Annotated in this window: 10 protein-coding genes and 1 pseudogene; 6 read left to right on the top strand and 5 right to left on the bottom strand. The window is 55.0% G+C overall.

The window, feature by feature from the left end; translation table 11 throughout:
- Positions 1–599: 599 nt before the first annotated feature.
- The gene (locus RBB76_RS21505; protein WP_429634432.1) at positions 600–1076 is read right to left on the bottom strand and encodes a hypothetical protein; all 477 of its coding nucleotides are present in this window, start codon (positions 1074–1076) and stop codon (positions 600–602) included.
- A 41-nt stretch (positions 1077–1117) separates the two neighbouring features.
- Positions 1118–2422, bottom strand: coding sequence for a vanadium-dependent haloperoxidase (locus RBB76_RS21500; protein WP_429634433.1), 1305 nt, complete (start codon positions 2420–2422; stop codon positions 1118–1120).
- 140 nt (positions 2423–2562) lie between these two features.
- On the opposite strand from RBB76_RS21500, the pseudogene RBB76_RS21495 reads away from it, so the two are divergent.
- Both RBB76_RS21495 and RBB76_RS21490 read left to right on the top strand, forming a co-directional pair.
- Positions 2563–2928: pseudogene (locus RBB76_RS21495) on the top strand (winged helix-turn-helix domain-containing protein); the annotation flags it as partial.
- Positions 2929–3174: 246 nt separating this feature from the next.
- Entirely contained in the window at positions 3175–4770 is a 1596-nt protein-coding gene (locus RBB76_RS21490) for a hypothetical protein (protein ID WP_429634450.1), read from the top strand.
- Between the two features lie 479 nt (positions 4771–5249).
- Here the strand turns inward: RBB76_RS21490 and RBB76_RS21485 are convergent, their stop codons facing one another.
- The 3 genes from RBB76_RS21485 to RBB76_RS21475 form a co-directional block, all read right to left on the bottom strand.
- Entirely contained in the window at positions 5250–6377 is a 1128-nt protein-coding gene (locus RBB76_RS21485; protein WP_429634434.1) for an IS110 family transposase, read from the bottom strand.
- 1816 nt (positions 6378–8193) lie between these two features.
- A complete protein-coding gene (locus RBB76_RS21480) occupies positions 8194–8493 on the bottom strand; it encodes a hypothetical protein (RefSeq protein WP_429634435.1) in 300 nt (99 codons plus the stop codon).
- A gap of 1107 nt (positions 8494–9600) precedes the next feature.
- Positions 9601–9885, bottom strand: coding sequence for a hypothetical protein (locus RBB76_RS21475; protein WP_429634436.1), 285 nt, complete (start codon positions 9883–9885; stop codon positions 9601–9603).
- A gap of 990 nt (positions 9886–10875) precedes the next feature.
- On the opposite strand from RBB76_RS21475, the gene RBB76_RS21470 reads away from it, so the two are divergent.
- Genes RBB76_RS21470 through RBB76_RS21455 form a run of 4 tightly spaced genes read left to right on the top strand, consistent with a single transcriptional unit; the run spans position 10876 to position 18513 of the window.
- Complete coding sequence (locus RBB76_RS21470) at positions 10876–11847, top strand: transglutaminase-like domain-containing protein (RefSeq protein WP_429634437.1); 972 nt, start codon at positions 10876–10878, stop codon at positions 11845–11847.
- A gap of 45 nt (positions 11848–11892) precedes the next feature.
- Positions 11893–15117, top strand: coding sequence for a transglutaminase family protein (locus RBB76_RS21465; RefSeq protein WP_429634438.1), 3225 nt, complete (start codon positions 11893–11895; stop codon positions 15115–15117).
- Complete coding sequence (locus tag RBB76_RS21460) at positions 15114–17609, top strand: circularly permuted type 2 ATP-grasp protein (protein WP_429634439.1); 2496 nt, start codon at positions 15114–15116, stop codon at positions 17607–17609. Before RBB76_RS21465 ends, RBB76_RS21460 begins: the two co-directional genes overlap by 4 nt.
- On the top strand, positions 17572–18513 hold the full coding sequence (locus RBB76_RS21455; protein WP_429634440.1) for a transglutaminase family protein: 942 nt from the start codon (positions 17572–17574) through the stop codon (positions 18511–18513). The genes RBB76_RS21460 and RBB76_RS21455 overlap by 38 nt, the downstream gene beginning before the upstream one ends.
- The last annotated feature ends 94 nt before the right edge of the window (positions 18514–18607 follow it).

The following is an 18607-nucleotide window of genomic DNA, read 5'->3' as shown; positions in this document are numbered from 1 at the left end:
ACGGGGCTGAACCAAAGCGTATCCTTAAAGGATTAGCGAGTCTCTTCGCATCTCGCCTTCAGCAGCCGTTTGCTCCCGCCCTAGACGAGCACCCTCCAAGTACGCAACGGGAATACTGGAGCAGCTATGTTAAATAAAGGATCGGATGTAAGGAATCACCTTTCGAGTGCCCACAAAGCACACCTGGTCAAATCACCGTCCGAACATCCCAGCGACCTCGAATTAAGAGACGAAGACTCACATCCAAAGACGATAGATATGACTTTGAAGACGAACGATGAGCGCCACAAAATGGACGCGGAGACCCAATCACAGTAGTGGCAATCAGTTCACTGATCTCGAAATCATTCCGGAACTCAAGCTCTGAGTCCTGAAATAAAGCCAGCAGTCCAAGAGACTGCTGGCTTTCATATGGCCTAGATGAATATCGTGCGCGGCAACAGGTGCGCGAAACAGAGCCTCGTTTTTGACTATGTAGTCCATCATCTCGAGTGGCTCCCGGCCGGTAAGCTTCTTCACCATGTCGTTGGTACCGGAGAAGACCCGTCGAGGCAATCCTGGCATACGTATCCCATGTGCTGTTGAAAGTACGGCGTAAATCACAACTCTTTCAACAGAGTCTTGAACGCTTCGATCTCCATGGGAATGTAGGTGATTCTGTTTCCCAAGACCTGCGTGAGCATGTCCGCAATCTCATACTGGCTTAGTTCGTGTGGACCATAGAGCGGATAAGTCTTTCCCGCGTGTTGGACTGGATCCTTGAGGATGGCGGCGATGACTCTGCCGAGGTCTTCCCCCGCGACAGGGGCGTACCGCGCGTCGCCAAATCCGAGAGGAAGGATCTTCTTATCCCGAATGGCACCCGCCATATACATGATCCATTCAGCAAATAAAGTCGGACGCAGATGGGTGACCCCCGAGACCATGTTGCGCGTATTTTCTTTGTTGTCCCCTCCTTTAGACGGGATCTGCAGAAGCCAAGAAGAGCGAAGCATAGGAGCGTTGTGCAACACCTCCAGATCCAGCCACGCTCGCGTCACACTACTAGTCTTGGCATCATTATTCAGCGCTGTCATGGAGGGCTACATGGCAACGTTGACGCACAATGGATGACGGCTCAACGGTCTTCGTCCTTGTGGTTGCTCCTTTCCGGGCCGAAGTATTTGGCAGTGACGTTCTGTGAGACCTTGTGCCCCAGGAGAAACCCCTGGACCAAGGAGTGGTGGTAGTGAAAGCCTGCGTAGATGCGTGCGCCTTCTATCTCGCGTTCAAGTTCATGAACGTTCTGGAAGTAGTGGGTTGTGTTGGTGACCGCACTGCTGACGGTGAGGTGCACGCGCGGTGTTCCAAAGTATTGCTCCAGCGTGTTCGCGAGCGAGCCGGTAAGGCACGCATGAGCGGCGGGATACTCGGGATGCCCGGGCGTGACGCCCAGGGGGGTCCATGCCGGGTCAGCAACCGTTAGCTCGTTGCCGTCGATGTCCCCGTTGCGAATCGCCGTGACTGGCCGCCAAAAGCTGAAGTGATACTTGGCGTTGAAGCAGCCGATGTAGGCGTCGGCGAGTGAAGTAAAAGACATTGCCATCAGGCGCGAGCTGTCCAAAAGGTTCATGTTCTCCTGCATGGCCAGCAACTGCAGCATGCGTCCGTACTGTGTAGTGGTGTGATCGGTCCAAAAGAGGCCGATTTCGGTTTGAGCCGGCGTGCGGATTGTGCTGTCCACCGCTCCCAGCAACTTCACCTCGTTGTAGTCTTCGGCCCATTCCCTGCTCCTCAAAGCTGGAGGCGGCTCATCCGGCAAGAACTGAGCGGGGTTGTTGAAAGTGAACGGTCTCATCTGGCCTGCCCATGGCGTCACCAGCGAGGTGACCCCGGGGGTTGGGATGTAGACGCCGGGCTCCGGTGTGGATGGATAGCTGTATGGCCATGGAACGCCAAGGCCATCACCCGCACGCAAAGAGATGAGCGTGTTAGCTGAGAACAGGCCGACAGATTGGCCCGCGGTCTTGGAGGGGCCGTCTGGGATCGCCGCCATCGACAAGCTGTAGGCCGCGGTAAGTGCCGTTGCCCGATCGGGCAGCAAATGCAGCAGCATGCGATAGGCGGCCTCCACCGCAGCGGCGTCGGGAGATGAGCCCTTGGCCGCGGGTACGGTGTACTGGTAGGGCTCAAAGTGGCCTTCGATCGCGACGACCGAGTTGTACACTGCGAGCTCGACATACGCGACGTAAAGGCTCGTGGCTCCCGCAGAGGTGGCACCCGGTGCGGTGCTGGCGCGCGCCTGCGTAATCGCAATATCGTTCCACTGCGTGACCACGTTTTGCGCTTGGAGTTGTGAGTGCACTAATAAGGCGAACCAGATCGCGATAGAAAGTTTGACGGCGAGGGTGGACCGAAGCGACTCTATAATGCGCGTTTTCATGATTGACTCCCGATAGCTCCTAGTTGGAGGGGATTACCTTGCGCGAACCGCCTGCTAGGCGCAATCACCGGGGGCTCTCGATTATGTCCCCAAACTCTCCACACGCAAGTAGCCTCTTATGAGCGGTTTATAAGCCTATTGTGACTACAGGAAGGGCCTTGTATGCTAGGTTGCCACTCTGCAACACGCGAGGATTCGCTGTGATCGCTCCCCCACGACACGCGAAAGCGGTACGATTCGGCCCGTTTGAGCTGGATCTTAGGACCTGCTGCCTGACGCGCCAAGGCCGACAGGAGCGGCTTGCGGTGCAACCAGCCCGGCTGCTGGTGCTGCTCGTTCAAAGGCGCGGGGAGTTGGTGACGCGAGAGGAATTGCGCTCGGAGCTATGGCCAGGTGATACGTTTGGCGACTTCGACCACGGCCTTAATAACGCCGTTAACCGGTTACGCGAGGCGCTGGGCGATTCAGCGGCTTCACCTCGGTACATCCAGACAGCACCCCGGCGAGGGTACCGATTCATCGCGGAGGTCTCAGTCGAAGGGACCGTATCAACAAAAAATCAAACGCCCGGGAACGAATCAGAACCGTTCCCCGTTCGGATCACCGGGGCGAATACCTTCACTGGCGTCAGTCGTCGCACCTTTCTTTGGGCAGCAGCAGCGGTTGCCTCGATCGGGAGCGTAGCTTGGTTTGCGCGGAGGAGGCGGTTGCCACCGGCGATGAGCGTCGCGGTCCCACTTGTAGATGGCGCCATGGCTGCAGACGTTGGTCAACTCTTAGGGGCCCCGGTGATCGCACCTGATGGAAGCGAAATCGTGGTCTCACTCAGCACCTCCCAAGGAGCATATCTTTTCCGCCGCCCGCTAAAATCGAATCATATGATCCGGATGGAGGGAACGCAGTCCGCTTCGCTGCCATTCTGGTCGCCAGACAGTCATCACATTGGTTTTTTTGCGGATGGCCAATTAAAAAGGACGCCCGCTTTCGGCGGGAGCTTTGTTATTCTCTGCGATGTTGTCGAACCGCGAGGGGGCTGCTGGAACGGTGACACCATCCTTTTCGCACCGAACCTGCGAGGGATCTTCCGAATCGACGCAACGGGTGGGACCGCGGTTCCTGTGACGGTGTTAGACGCGGGCGCAGGCGAGAACTCCCATCGGTTTCCCGTTTTCCTGCCTGATGGTAACCGTTTTCTATATTTTTCACGGTCGTCCAGCTTGGAAACAAGGGGTATCTATCTCGAATCGCTCGATCACAGACAACACCGCCGTAGAGTTTTGGTGGCTGACGGCCAGTTCGCTCTGGGGGCCGTTCCGGATTCGGACCAGCATTTTCTAATAACTCAGCAGGCCGGCAAACTCGTCGCGCAAGGGTTCGACTGCAACAACGGAAAAGCTTTCGGCGCAGAGCATATCCTGCTTGACCATGCTGGTCAGGTCAGCGCTTCGGACACCGGGGCCCTGGCCTTGCGCGCCGATGCGCAGGTTCGTTCCACACTGGTCTGGCGCGATAGAGAAGGCCGTCATCTTGGGATATTGGGCAAACCAGACGACTATTGGCAAGCCACGATCTCACCTGATGGTCGTTTCGTGGCGATTGTCCGTCATGACGCGTTGACCGGTATCTTTCGAGCGTGGACTGCCTCTTTAGCGAATGGTCAAATGGAGGTGCTCTCGGACGCCGATCATGTTGATTCCGTAGTCTGGACTCACGACGGCAAGATGCTGTACTACAGAGACTTCGTTCAGAGAAAGCTGTTCCGTCGAAGTGTAGATCCTCGGGGCCCGGAAGAATTTGTGCAGTCCATCGCGGGCGGCAACATTTGCGGCTTATCGCCCGATGGTCTCACAGTGATTGTTGAACGCTCGAAGGATGGCATCCACTCGGTTATCGAATGGTCCGCGATTAGCCCGTTGCAGTGGCACCTCATCGACTCGAACGGATTCGTGGGTAGCACGGGCTTGTCTCCGGATGGCAGGTCGCTGGCGTTTGGGTCGAACAGTTCTGGCAGAATGGAAGTTTACCTGGCCAGCTTTCCCAGCATGAAAAATCTCCGCCGGGTCTCCGTGGATGGCGGATCCTGCCCTCGATGGCGGCAGGATAGCGAAGAATTGTTTTATATTGCCGAGGACCAATCGTTGATGTGTTTGGATTTCTCCGCCAGCGAAAGAAATCGGGGGATGAGACCAAAACCGCTCTTCCGTACGGCACTGGCCAATCCGACCAGAAGCCCGCTGTACGACGTCGCGAGTGATGGCTCTCGTTTCCTTCTGCTCGAGCGCGATAGCTCGATCAGCGGGGGTGACGTCGAACTCCTGCTCAACTGGCCAAGTATTCTTTCGGACTAGCCGACCTAGATTTACACCGCATCAAGCGGAGCCAAGGCTAAGGTGTGTGACTAACGATTCTGGGTTGGGGCAGAATCGCCCAGTCACTTATCGAGAGAACGTGATCTCGCCAAGCTGGGTTCTCAATGAGTGCTAAGGACTGATATGGAGTGACCGTGTCAACTCTGCTCAACAGTGGGGTTGTTTTGTCGTTGTCGTTGCTTTCCTTTCCCGAAGACAGAGCGAGCAGCAGTCGGAGCAGTTTTGAGCGACGATTGATCAGTCTGATATTCGCGGGTCGGAACCGCATATTCATGATCCGTCGGGAGCTGCCTCTGACTGTTATCGCGAGTCAGGTTGAACCTGTCGCATAGGCCGAGCGAGGGTTCTCCTTCGTGCTTGCCCTGGCTGCTGCCGGCTCTGTGTTCGAGATGGATGTCAGCGTTCATCGGTTTGGTGTTCTTGGCTTTCCTTTTTAAGAAGTTTTGTTTTGGCTCGTGTCAGGCTGCAACTTGCGGCCTGACACCAGTCTCTGCTCTGGTTCCTATAGCCCAGATAAACCCCAGCAGCTCTCGAGCTACTGCTGTGACAATCTTCCGCCGGTCCTTGCCGGCTGCGCCTAGTCTTATATACCGCTTGTGCAGCCGGTGTTGCGCCTTCCACGCAATCTCCTTGGCCTCTTCTGAAATGGTCTCCTGTCGTCTACGCAGTCCGTACCAGATACCTGGTGGACGACGATAACTCCATGCGGCTTCGACAACGATGCGTCGCAGGTGCGCGTTGCCGGTCTTCGTGATGCCTCCGCGTCTGGTTCGCTTCCCACTGGAATCCTCGCTCGGTACAACCCCGCAGTAACCCATCAGTTGGCGAGCACTCTCAAAGCGAGACACCTGACCCAACTCGCTCGCAATGGTCAACGCCGAGATATCTGCAATACCGCGCAGTGCCTGTAAATCGTTAATGACTTCTTGCAGCGCCGGCGTTGCCAGCTTCACCGCTTCCATGATGGCTTGCTCAAGCCGCGCGACTCGCTCCCGCATGTGCTCGACCTCGTGGAGATAATCCTGGCGCGTGAACTCCTGAGCTATCTGCGTGAAACGTAGCTGCGCGACCAAGATTAGATAGGGTCGTGTCCACGGCCTGACTCCGGTCGGTGGACGCTGACCAGAACGCAGAAGGAACTTGCTCAACCGATGCCGCGCTCGCGTCTGATCCTGCTTGGCTGCTTCGCGGGCACGCACCAGATCGCGCAACGCTTCGGAACCCTCATCCGGAACCCACACCGCAGTAAGATCACCGGATCGATAGCAACGTGCCAGCTTCTCAGCATCCCGCCGATCGGTCTTGACTCGATCGCCAGCCTTGACCGGTACCAACGTGGGTGCCACAACCTCGCACTCGACGCCCAGCTCCGCGAGCTGCCAGTACACGACGTAGCCCGTCGGTCCTGCTTCGTAACATGCTCTCAACTTGGCTGCAGGACCAAGCTTCTTGATCAACTTGCGGATAGACTCAGCGCGGTTCGGAATCGTTCCCAGGCTTCGCACTTCGCCTTCCGGCTCCGAGACCGCCACGGCGATCGTCTCAGCATGGACATCCAAACCTAAAAATCGTAACTTCTCCTTCATGACCGGCTCCCTTCCGCTTGTGGCTCTGGACTGTGCGTCCTTCGGACGCTCACAGCCTAACCCACGGTCGGCGCATCGGCGCCGGTCACTCCATACTGATGACTCCGAACGTTCAGGAATGACTCTGTCTCCGGTCTGGGGCATCCGTGGAGGACTGGGAGGAGCGAGCGGAAGGGTGAGATTTGTGGACTTCTTCGGTGCTTTCGCCATCATGCAGACAGGCTAGCAGATCATCGTGGAATCATTCCGACCACTTATTCTGATCTATGTCTGCCTTCGACTTAAGTATCCGTTGACGATGTTTTTCCTGCTCACGTCTCATAGCGGCGTAATCATTGGTAGTAGTTGAGTCATCGCACGCGTTAATCTTGTTCTGCAACGCGTCGATTTCACGTTCAGAAGAGTGAATTTGGTCCATCAATTCGGTGTGGTTTGGGTCAGACATTGTAACCTCCTGTCACGTGGCTTTTGAATTCCCTGGGAGTCGCTTTACGACCATTGAACTGTGGCACTCTTTGCACTTTTGATCTCGCGTGTTTTCGGGACTATCTTCCACAGTCTTTGACTTTCCACAATTCACGCATGTAAGGACAATCTCAGACATATTAGCCTCCCGTAACTCAAACAAAAGCCGGTTGTTTCTCTCAGAGTTACTCGTCTATCGTTATCAAGATGCCGTAATTCCATCGTTGCAGACGACTCAATGGAACCGCGCCTTTCAACGGCTGACGTCTCTTGGACAAGGTCTCGGTATCTGGCCTCGGATGCTAAAAGATCCGATTCCAATTCGGTGCATGATTTGTGTTTCATCTTGAGGGACCGGGTGGGCGTGCTCGGGAGTGGCGTGCGGATCTATACCTGCGGCTCACTTCCACAGTTCATCCCTGTGTGATGCAGCTGACAGTCGCCTGGTTTTCTCTATTTTGTCCCTATTCCTGAGGCTCAACAGAACCAGCGGGCTCTTGATTTCATCCCTAAAATGGGTCAAAAGAGTGACACATTGGGCAAGAGAGTATGTGCTGCTCTAGGGCACGCCTCGAACGTTTATAGTTAGCTTTTTCGAGCGCCAACTATCCTTCCAAATGCAGCAGCTTTCCTTCGTTCAAGATCGTATGCGCAACAACCACAGCATGCTTGAATTGCTCCGCGAGTAATTCTGTCGCTATCGGACAAGGGATTCTGATGTTCGCAGAGGATTTAGATTCTCCGTCGGTCAAGTTTCGTTACTCCTGGGCCTCAGCCCATCCACGCTGCCAGCCCTGACTCTTCGTGTCATCATTCTGCCCACCGCGAAGCCCTTTATCGTTGTTCCTCGTCTAGGTGGATCACCAAGGAAGCAACCGACTCTTTGCTTAATGCGTCCCACCACCAGAAGTAAGACACTCAAAATCCTTCGACTGCACCCCGCTAACCGGTAACGATTAGCGGGGCCTTTTGTGACCAAGTATAACTCTAGGAAGCGGTTGCTAACACTACTTCATCCAGGAAGGTCCCGGCCTATATCCATTGGAAAAGGACCATGAGGTTCACTGAAAGCCACGGGCCGCTCGTTATGCAAACACTGCGGACAACTTCTACGATGTTGCCGAATCATCTTGTGCATCTTGCTCAATTCATACTCTGCTTGTGCTAAATCGCGCTGTTCTGCCAAGAGCAAGTTGGTATAGAGTTTATCAAGTTCATGGCCCATTCTCGCTAGCGATTCACATCTTACCCGCAACATCTCGTTGCCCTCCCTCTGCCTCCCACCGCAGACGGACAACATATTACCCCCAAGCCTTTTGCGTTTTCAAGAAGGATCTTCAGATAAAAAACGTCATTTCTGAGCCTCAGCCCAGCCACGCTGCCAAGCTTGATTCTTCGTGTCGTCATTCTGGCCGCCGCTCTGCCCACACGCAAAGCCCTTGTCGTAGTCAGCTATCTCTTCATCTGTGCGCTGACGCAACATGAATGGTTCTGTGCGGACGGAAGCTTCTCCGCTAAGACCGCCTTCACTGTAAGTTTCTTTGCTGCTTTCTTGGCTGATGCTGTCATCAGGAACAGGATCAACCCCAGTCACTATTGGGTCGGAAACTTTCACTATGTTGGGCAACATTGCATCCTTTGTCGATTTCATCTCAAACCTCGTTACAGGAATTACAGCCATCTGCCCATGCTCGACGAGAGCCGTGTAAAGGCTTAGTCCTGCTCAGATGCGGCCCGATCCGATATCGTTGGTTAAGCGAGTCTGCGCCAATCCTCAATGAACCCTAATCTTTTGATCTGGTCGGAGTCCGACTCGATGGCCTCACAGCAGACATCCAGGCCGACCTCGGCCCAAGCTTTTGACGCAGTGCTGCCCAGCTGTCGGACATCTTGCTCGCTTACTTCAGCGGGGCGAGCAGCAACAATTAACATGTGAGGATTTAGATGAATGGCGACTAATACAGGAGTACTCTCTGCTGACGCGGTAACTCCAGATGATCTATAGGCTCGCGTTTTTAAAAACCAAAGATGGAGTATGGGGACGGTCTGAGGGTCCTCGGTGCCTAGGCGATTCGTCGCTTAGTCAGGTATCCAACCCAGGGTTGCCGGGGAAGGGCGAGTATGGAGAGGTGCAGTTTGCGCCATTTTCTGGACGTAAGGTCTTCGACATGCGATTCTGTCCTGTAATTGGCTGGCGGGGTTACCCAAACAATGTCGCGACCAAATTATCAATTCCAATGCTCTTGCGGTGCCTTCATCAACACCTACTGGGACGAGGCCGAGTACGAACATAGGGACTCAAAACTACTTTTTATCCTGCCGTGCTTGAAAGAAAACGGTGGATGCGGTCGGACTGTGGCATTTGAGGGGCGGCAGGGACGGCCGCTCGAGTGAGTGCGACCTGTTGCCCAGTTGGGTAAGCAGTTGGTCACAGAGCCGACAGACGGAAGGCCAAGTTAGGGATATGGTCGTGGTGTAACATTTAGCCGGACTTAGCTGAGATTTAATAGACCAGAACTGAGGCTATTAGGATGAATTGTCCCGTTGGTGAAACTCTTGAAGAAAATTTAGCTGGTGCAATAGCGTACGTAAAATCCGCTTCATCTCATTTGGGCCACAGTTCCAGTTCCATTAACTATCAGCAACGGCTCGCATATCACGAACGATCCTTGGCATTTCTGGAGAAACAGCAAACTGCGGCCCAAGATCATAAGTCTCAATGTCTCGTGTGCTCAAACTGAGCCCAATAACAGACGGGCTAAGCAAACCTGGGCAAGTTTTGTATGAATCCAAGACTTTTCAATTGATCGTGGTCCAAATTAATTGCCTCGCAACAGACGTCAATTCCACCATTATTCCAGGCTCTTTCTGCTGCCCATTTGAGATCGTAAATTTGTCCATCTGACATGCCGATCAAACGAGCAGCTGCCAGCAGAACATCGGGGCCCAGATGAATGGCAGCCAGTGTCGGTGCGCCTTTGGCCAACGCGGTAACTTTCAGGTATCCATCGGTCGTGCGAATGAATGCGATTCTGTACGTCATGGAGTCTAGTTTACCCGTCTGCTAAATCTCGTTGCATTTCGCACAGTGGTCGCTATGATTCACCATTGCGTTATATGTCCACAGAAGATCATTGCGGCTGCTTGTAGTCCTGCCGTGACCCAATGTGTTCACGCACTCACCAGCTGCCTGAAGGAATCTTCTTGAGAGCTCCGTTCCTTCGTCGCACGCTGGCATGTTCTCCATATCCCAAAGGGACAGGAGGGCATCGTTTTGTATTGGCATTGATTCCCTCCGTATCTGACTTTCTCATCGCACCTTGTTTGGCATGGTGGCCATTTTCCGATTAACCTCCTGTACTGGTCTGCGGACAGCTTGAGGAAGACTCCACCGCACTGTGCTGATATGAATATTGCTGGATTGAAAATTCACTGTTTTACCGAACACCAAGGCGCGACGGCGGGACTGGTCGGTCATGTATGAGCCACTGTTTTTAAGGAGTAGAATATTTCCTCGGATCGAGAGGACAAAAGCCATGAGGAAAGCAGAACCCGCAAAGCTGCCCGATAAAAAGACACCTCCAAAACTGATAATGAAGCGCACGAAGGACGGCGGAACGGAAATCGGTCCAATTCCACCAGCGGTCCCCGAGCCTAAGATCCCGAAGAAGTGAGGCTCATGACTCACCCCCGCTGCGCTATGACATACAGTCCGTCCAGAACCGCCCGATAACCCTCCTAAGCGCTAATGCTCAACGCGTTCCTCACGCGCTACTTCCTTTCTGTGGCATCTCCAGATATAGCGGAACAACCTGCGATGCTAATCTCCACGGTGAAGCGGATGAACTGAGTTCCTGTAATGTGTATGGTTCTGATGAACCGACAATATGATCTGACGGCTCAGGAACCCTTTGCTTGAGAATGCCGCTGACCGTGTTCATTTGTGCCACGCAGATTCGCAGACTTTGGTCTCTATTCCTTGTGTGGCAAGTACCGCTGATCGCTTATCAACGGATCTGTGGTTGGAGAGCAATTGAATAGCTCGTGCTTCTACCACCCTCGTCTTCCGAGCCCTTCGGTAGTCGTTGCCCTTCTGCATCTGCATCCGTCGCTACACGAGCGACTTCGGTCCGCCGATCAACTCCTGATCGAACACCTTGGTACGGGGTCTTTTGTTGATGCCGAGCCACGCGTGGCCATTCCCTCGCGTGACTATACCGATTCCTTCGGAAATATCTGCTCACGCTTTGTTGCTCCAGTCGGACACCTTCGAATCTCCGGAACAAGTCTGATTGAGTCGGAAGATCGTCCCGATAAGAGTTATCCCGATGCTCAACAGTCATCGATCGAGGAGCTTTCGACCGAAGTGCTGCAATTTCTTCTGCCCAGTCGCTACTGCGAGGTGGATCGCTTTGGCGGAATAGCTCATGATCTGTTTGGGTCCATTCCAGCAGGTTGGACGCGGGCCACGGCGATCCGTGATTGGGTTCACGAAAAGGTGATCTTTAACAACAACGCTGCGCGACCAACCAAGACCGCGATGGATGTCTTCACGGAGCGCGTGGGCGTGTGCCGCGACTTCCAACACCTTGCGATAACGCTTTCACGATGTCAGAACATACCGGCTCGATATGTGACCGGCTATATCGGGGATATTCAAAGACCCTCTAGCGGGCTCGGTGACTTTAGCGCGTGGTATCAGATCTTTCTCGATGGACAGTGGATCGATCTAGATGCCCGCCATAACTATCCTCGCCTTGGCCGAATCTTGATGGCGACGGGAAGAGATACGGCCGACGTGGCCATTACAACCAGTTTCGGCGCGGCAGACTTAACTTACTTCTACGTAGATTCCTGGGAGGTAGATGCTGAAGGAAAGAGAATCCCACTTCCTAAAAGTTTCGAAGCTGTGCCGGCTCTAATGGACCGAAGCGAATCAAATATGCCCACGCAGACCAACGGCAGCCAGGCCAGTCCGATACAGACGCAAGCAGCCACCACCTAATGCATTAGATTAAGCAATGACGGTCCGAAGACCGCACGAGGGTGAATGGGAACGAAAGTTCAGGTGCACCACAAATCGCGGTACCACTATGAAAAGCCTGTCTGGTTAGGCCCACAGATCATTCAGCTGCGTCCTGCCCCGCATTGCCGCACGCCCATTCTCAGTTACTCGTTGGAGATCAAGCCCACTGATAGCGTCTACTCCTGGCAGTTCGACCCACTCGCAAATCATGTGGCTCGGGTCGTCTTTCCCAGTCAAGCATCCGAGTTTGCAGTCACGGTGGATCTGATTGCCGATATGACTCCGGTAAACCCGTACGCCTTCCTTCTAGAGCCTGAGGCCGAGAGGATGCCTTTTAGCTACCGACCTGAGGTAGCGAGAGATCTGGAGCCGTTTCTAGCGGTCGAGGCTGCCAGACCTCTTCTCACGGAGTTCGTTGAGAGCGTTCGTGGCCCGCAGCCAACCATCGTTTTCCTGCTCAAACTGAACGAGCGGCTACGGAATGAGGTCGCATATACAACGCGGCTTGAGCATGGGGTGCAAAGCTGCGAAGAGACCCTGTCAAGGAGTACGGGGTCGTGTCGCGACTTGAGCTGGCTCCTGGTACAAGTTTGCCGTCAACTAGGTCTCGCAGCCCGCTTCGTCTCGGGATATCTCATTCAGTTGGCGGATCATGAGAGGGCTGCGGAAGAAGATGCCCGGAAGACCGACTCGGCAGATCTCCATGCCTGGGCTGAGGTCTATCTTCCGGGAGCAGGCTGGATTGGCTTGGACCCCACTTCAGGTCTGTTGACGGCTGAGGGACACATCCCCCTCGCTTGCAGCACCACGCCAGGCAATGCTGCGCCCATTTACGGTACTGTTGAGCCGGCCGATGTAGAGTTTACTTACGAGGTGACAGTGCGCAGGATGGATGAGGCTCCAAGCCTGACTACCCCGTTCAGCGAACATGATTGGAACGAGATACGAGAGCTGGCGTATCACGTCGATCGTGACTTGAAGGCCCAGGATGTGCGGCTCACGATGGGTGGCGAGCCAACCTTTGTGGGTGTCGATGACGCAGAGAGCGCCCAGTGGAATGTTGAGGCGCTCGGCGGGCAAAAGCGCAGCGCAGGACTATCGCTGATTCGCTCCATTCGGCAGCGTACAGCGTTGGGTGCGCTGCTTCATTTTGGTCAAGGCAAATGGTATCCGGGTGAACCGATGCCGCGTTGGGCGTTTCACTGTATCTCGCGTAAGGACGGTGTCCCGGTGTGGGAGAACGGCGACCTGTTCGCCTTAGAGAGCAAGAACGATGGCTATGGCAACCAGCAGGCCTATGAGTTTTTACAGGCGTTGAGTCGGCGTCTTGGGGCTGAACCGGGAAATATTTTGCCAGCGATGGAGGCTGGCTCCGCATCGGAGGAACCGGCTGGCTTCGTTCTCCCATTGCGACGACGTCAGCCCGGAGGCCACCTGGCCTGGTCGAGTCAGCTATGGTTCGCAAGGCCGGCGACGTTCACTTTGTCGGCTGGCGACTCGCCGATCGGTTACCGGATCCCTCTCGAAACGATGCCTTGGGTCGAACCCGATGTTCTCGAACACGAGCTTGGCGAGGATGGACAGGTGACGCTACCCTCGGCAGCTGCGCGGCGGCCTGAGATGTTCAATCAGGATCCCAAGCCTGATCCACTACCGGCGATTGCAGAGAATGCGGCCTCAGCGCAGGAGCTTATTCGACCGTCGCTCTGCGTACAGGCCCGTGACGGGCGACTGCATGTCTTTCTGCCTTATGTCTCAGTACTGGCGGACTATCTCGACTTGGTAGCGGCGGTAGAGGAGACAAGCCAATATTTGCAAAAGCCGGTCTGGATAGAAGGCTATTCAGCGCCGCCAGACCTCCGACTACAAATCTTCAGCCTCACGCCGGATCCAGGTGTGCTCGAAGTCAACATGCCACCCACGTCGGAGTGGGATGAACTGGAGTCACTTCACGAAGTGCTTGCCCAAGAGGCGCCGCGGCATCGTCTTATCGCAGGAAAATTTGGCTATGATGGAACGCATCTGGCGACCGGGGGCGGGAGCCATATCACTCTGGGCGGCGCGACCGTCGAGGATAGTCCCATCTTGCGGCGTCCGGAAGTGCTGCGCAGCATGGTCTCCTTTTGGCAGAATCATCCGTCTCTTTCCTACCTCTTTGCAGGCATGTACGTGGGTCCTACAAGCCAGTACCCTCGCGTTGACGAGGCGCGGGTCGATGCGCTCTACGAGCTCGAAGTGGCGTTTAGCCATCTTCCCGCAGGCGATTGTCCGCCGTCCATCTTGGATGGCCTGTTCCGCAATCTGCTGGTTGACGTAACCGGCAATAGTCATCGCGCCGAGTTCTGCATCGATAAGCTCTACCCACCTATAGGTCAAGGCCTCCGGTTCGGGTTACTGGAGCTGCGTGCCTTTGAAATGCCTCCGCACTACCGCATGGGTCTTCTTCAGACACTGCTTGTGCGTGCACTCGTTTTGCTTTTCTGGAAGAAACCTTTTACCGGCGCTCTGATACGTTGGGGGACTGCGCTCCATGATCGTTTCATGCTGCCGCATTTTATAGAGCGCGACTTCATCGACGTCCTCAACGACCTTCGTGGCGGGAACTTACCCTTCGTTAACAAATGGTTCGCTTCGCACCTCGAATTTCGCTTTCCGAAGATCGGCGAGATCGAAGCCGATGGAGTGCGACTTGAACTCCGGCAGGCTCTCGAACCGTGGAACGTACTGGCGGAGGAGACTACGTCCGGAGGGACAGGTAGAAGTGTGGATTCTTCTCTCGAACGGATTCAGGTAAAAGTCACTGGTTTCACCGCGGCGTCAAGGTATGCCGTCTCGTGCAATGGTCGAAGCGTGCCTCTCCACCCATCCGGAACGCCAGATGAGTCTATTGCAGGTATCCGATACCGAGCTCGCAGATTGTCTGCCGCGCTACACCCAACGATTCCGGTACACACACCTCTTACCTTCGATCTGATCGACACCTGGAAAGAACGCTCCGTAGGGCGCTGTGTCTACTATGCAAGCCAGCCTGATGGGACACTTCACACCTCTCGCCCTGCCGATCCAGCTGAGGCGAAGGAGCGTCGCTTGAAGCGCTTCGTCATTACCACTCCACCTAACCACATCGTCAGTACACCTCCCTCGGAGAACAATCCGGTCTTTCCTATGACTCTCGACCTCCGCTGGCCTGCGCCTTTGAAGCATCCCCGCATCTCTGATCTGAATTCGGCAGAGGAACGTCAGCCATGATTGGCGATCTTTACCAGTCACCATTGCGGTATGGCGGAGCCTACGAAGAGTCCTCCGTGGATGGCATCACTCCTCGCCCCCATTGGGCAGGGCTCATGGCGTCTCTTCAATCGATCGGGCCCAACGAGTTGGCCTTGCGTTGGACACAGGCAGAACAGAGGATCCGCGAGAACGGGATCACTTACAACATTTACGGCGATCCGTTAGGCGCTCACCGTCCGTGGAAGATTGATCTTGTTCCGCTGTTGATTCCCGATGCGGAGTGGCGCTTTATAGAAGCAGGGATCATCCAACGTGCCGAGCTTCTGGACCTGGTCCTCGAAGATATTTATCAGTCGCAGACCTTGCTCAAGGCCGGCCTTCTTCCTGCCGCGCTGCTCTATGCGAACCCCGCATTTCTGCGTCCATTGGTCGGCGTCAAAATCCCGCGCAAAGGCTATCTGCACATGCTAGCTTTTGACCTTGCGCGATCTCCCGATGGGAATTGGTGGGTGTTGGCGAATCGCACCCAGGCGCCTTCCGGCAGCGGCTATGCCCTAGAAAATCGATTGATCGTATCCGAGCTGCTTCCCGAGCTCTTCCGGACGTCCAACGTTCAAAGGCTTGCTCCGTTTTTCCGTGCACAACGCGATGCGCTCGCGCAATTGTCTAGACAAAGTAACCCTCGAATCGTTCTATTGACGCCTGGTCCTCACAACGAGACCTACTTTGAGCATTCCTACCTCGCGAAATATCTCGGCTTTACCCTTGTGGAAGGAGCAGACCTCACGGTCCGAGACCGATGTGTCTTTATCAAGACTGTTGGCGGCCTTGAAAAAGTAGATGTCATCTTACGTCGCGTCGATGATGATTTCTGTGATCCGCTGGAGTTGCGTGGCGATTCTCTGCTTGGGGTTTCAGGCCTTGTAGAAGCCGTCGTCGCGGGCAACGTCCATGTGGCGAATGCGCTTGGCAGCGGTGTCATCGAATCAGCCGCTCTTATGCCGTTTCTTCCCGGTCTGGCCAGACACTTCCTTGGTGAGGAACTCAGACTGCCCTCTGTTGCGACCTGGTGGTGCGGGCAGGAGCACGCGTTGAACTGGGTCACCGACAATCTGACATCAGTTGTCGTAAAACCAGCGTTCTCTTCGGTCGGAATGGAGCCAGTTTTCGGTTCAGAACTGACGGCAGCCGACCGCGAGAAATTTTTGGAGCGCTTACGCAGCAGTCCGCATGAATTCGTCGCGCAAGAACAGGTCCAACTTTCAACCGCACCCGTGTGGGAGAATGATTCCCTGCATTCCCGCAGCGTTGTTTTGCGCACCTATGTCGTGAACACCGGAACCGGGTGGTTGGCGTTTCCAGGGGGTCTGGTGCGCGTCGCCGAAGCTCAAGGCTCAGTAGTTTCCATGCAGCGGGGAGGTCACAGCAAGGACGCGTGGGTACTCTCCGACAGACCGGTTGATACCTTCAGCTTGCTGCCCCCGCGCAATGAGGTTTTGCAATTGCGCCGCGCGTCGCTGGTAGTGCCTAGTAGTGTGGCCGACAATACCTTCTGGCTGGGCCGCTACGTGGAGCGAGCCGAAAATCAGGCGCGGATCCTTCGCTCCCTTATCCCTAGGATTCACCTTGCAGAGGAAGCAGAGTTGGTAAGTCTCACGTGCCTCGCGGCTTGTCTTGGGGCTCGCTCTGCTCGGATTGCCGATCGTAGGGGCGGACGACTTAGCTTCAACGCATTGCGGAGAGAGATGCTTTCGTTGCTGACCGATCATAAACGGACCGATAGTTTAACCGCCACCCTGGCGGAGGTGTCCCGCATCGCCGACAGCGTGAGCGAGCGTCTTTCAGGAGACATGATGATGTTACTCGGTCATCTGCGCGATTCGGTCAAGTCTCAAAAAGGTACGTTTTTGACTAACTACACTCCGATGTTGACCAAGTGCCTGGAACTCCTTTCGGCGTTCTCGGGGATGGAGCGGGAAAACATCAATCGCGGTTCCGGGTGGCTCTTTTTAGGTCTTGGACGCCGTCTTGAGCGTGCGATCTACCTGACCCGTGAACTGCGCCACATCACTAAGCCCCTGGCGGTTGAGAACTGGGCTTATCTCGAACGATTGCTGGAGGTTGCCGATAGTACCGTGACTTATCGCACGCGTTATTATGCTACGTTGCAGCCGCTTGCCGTGCTCGACATTCTGATGGCGGATGGGACAAACCCTCGCTCTTTGGACTTTCAACTTGGCCATTTAACCGAGCTTTACGCTAAACTGCCGCGACATCTCCCGGCAGATCTGCAGGCAATGCAGGATGCCGTGGGTTCATTAAGGCGGATTGATCTTCAGGGTATGACGAATCGCCTCAACGAACCGCTCTCTTACCCGGTTGATAGATATCAGGAAGTCGACCAGTTCCTCGCTCGGCTCGAGAACCTGCTTCCGTCATGGTCGAACAATCTTTCCAGCCACTATTTCAGTCATGCGCGTACCTTGCCGATCACCATGGGGAACGACTGAATTGATTTACAACGTCAGCCATCGGACGACGTATCGTTACACTTCCCCTGTATCTGTCGGGGAGCACGTGGCGTGTCTCAAGCCTCGATCTTTCTCGCAAAATCGACTGGTACGCAACACGCTGCGCATTCAGCCCACGCCTTCTACTCTGACTGAGCGTGCGGACTATTTTGGAAACATCCTGTCTTTCTTCACGGTGGAGGAACCACATAACGAGCTGATCGTTGAGGCAAAGAGCCAGGTCAACGTCGATAGACAACCCGCGTCGTCCGCAAGTCTCTCGCGCCCGTGGGAAGAGTCCGCAAAGCATCTCGTAGACGATCACTCTGATGAGGGACTCGCCGCGTACCAGTTTCAATTTGCATCTCCCCGTATCCGTCTCAACCAGAACTTTGCAGCGTATGCGCTCGAGTCGTTCACTCCCGGACGCCCTATGCGGGATGCACTCATGGAGCTGACCTCGCGAATTCACTCCGAATTCCGCTTCGACTCGAAGGTGACCAACGTCCGCACTCCAGCAGAGGAAGTATTCAAAAAACGCCAGGGAGTCTGCCAGGATTTCGCGCACGTGCAGATCGCTTGTCTGCGCTCAATAAATGTGGCGGCTCGTTATGTGAGTGGTTATCTGCGGACATACCCGCCGCCTGGCAAGTCGCGCATGGTGGGCGCAGATGCATCCCACGCTTGGGTCTCTGCCTACAGCATTGACGAAGGGTGGCTTGATGCGGATCCTACAAATAATGTGTCTCCAACGGATGGCCATGTCACTCTGGCCTGGGGTAGAGACTACGGCGACGTCAGTCCTCTCCGAGGTCTTATCTTGGGTGGAGGCGGAAACGCTCTCAAAGTCGAAGTCGATATTGAACCGCTCTCTTTTGAGCAAGTTGCGGCTTCGTTTCTGTAAGTTGGAAAAATAACCGTGAATTTGTGGCCTTTTTTCCCGAAATGTTAATCAAATGAGCTGCAAAGAGACCGTGGGAGTGGGAGACTTATTCTGC

This window comes from Tunturiibacter psychrotolerans, from assembly GCF_051013365.1.
Lineage (GTDB): Bacteria > Acidobacteriota > Terriglobia > Terriglobales > Acidobacteriaceae > Edaphobacter > Edaphobacter psychrotolerans_A.
This window is presented reverse-complemented; position numbering and strand designations above follow the sequence as displayed.

Excerpts from the sequence above, each read along its gene's own strand:
- RBB76_RS21505 (WP_429634432.1), bottom strand. The coding sequence starts at position 1,076 with ATGACAGCGCTGAATAATGATGCCAAGACTAGTAGTGTGACGCGAGCG.
- RBB76_RS21500 (WP_429634433.1), bottom strand. The coding sequence starts at position 2,422 with ATGAAAACGCGCATTATAGAGTCGCTTCGGTCCACCCTCGCCGTCAAA.
- RBB76_RS21490 (WP_429634450.1), top strand. The coding sequence starts at position 3,175 with ATGGCTGCAGACGTTGGTCAACTCTTAGGGGCCCCGGTGATCGCACCT.
- RBB76_RS21485 (WP_429634434.1), bottom strand. The coding sequence starts at position 6,377 with ATGAAGGAGAAGTTACGATTTTTAGGTTTGGATGTCCATGCTGAGACG.
- RBB76_RS21480 (WP_429634435.1), bottom strand. The coding sequence starts at position 8,493 with ATGAAATCGACAAAGGATGCAATGTTGCCCAACATAGTGAAAGTTTCC.
- RBB76_RS21475 (WP_429634436.1), bottom strand. The coding sequence starts at position 9,885 with ATGACGTACAGAATCGCATTCATTCGCACGACCGATGGATACCTGAAA.
- RBB76_RS21465 (WP_429634438.1), top strand. The coding sequence starts at position 11,893 with ATGGGAACGAAAGTTCAGGTGCACCACAAATCGCGGTACCACTATGAA.
- RBB76_RS21460 (WP_429634439.1), top strand. The coding sequence starts at position 15,114 with ATGATTGGCGATCTTTACCAGTCACCATTGCGGTATGGCGGAGCCTAC.
- RBB76_RS21455 (WP_429634440.1), top strand. The coding sequence starts at position 17,572 with ATGCGCGTACCTTGCCGATCACCATGGGGAACGACTGAATTGATTTAC.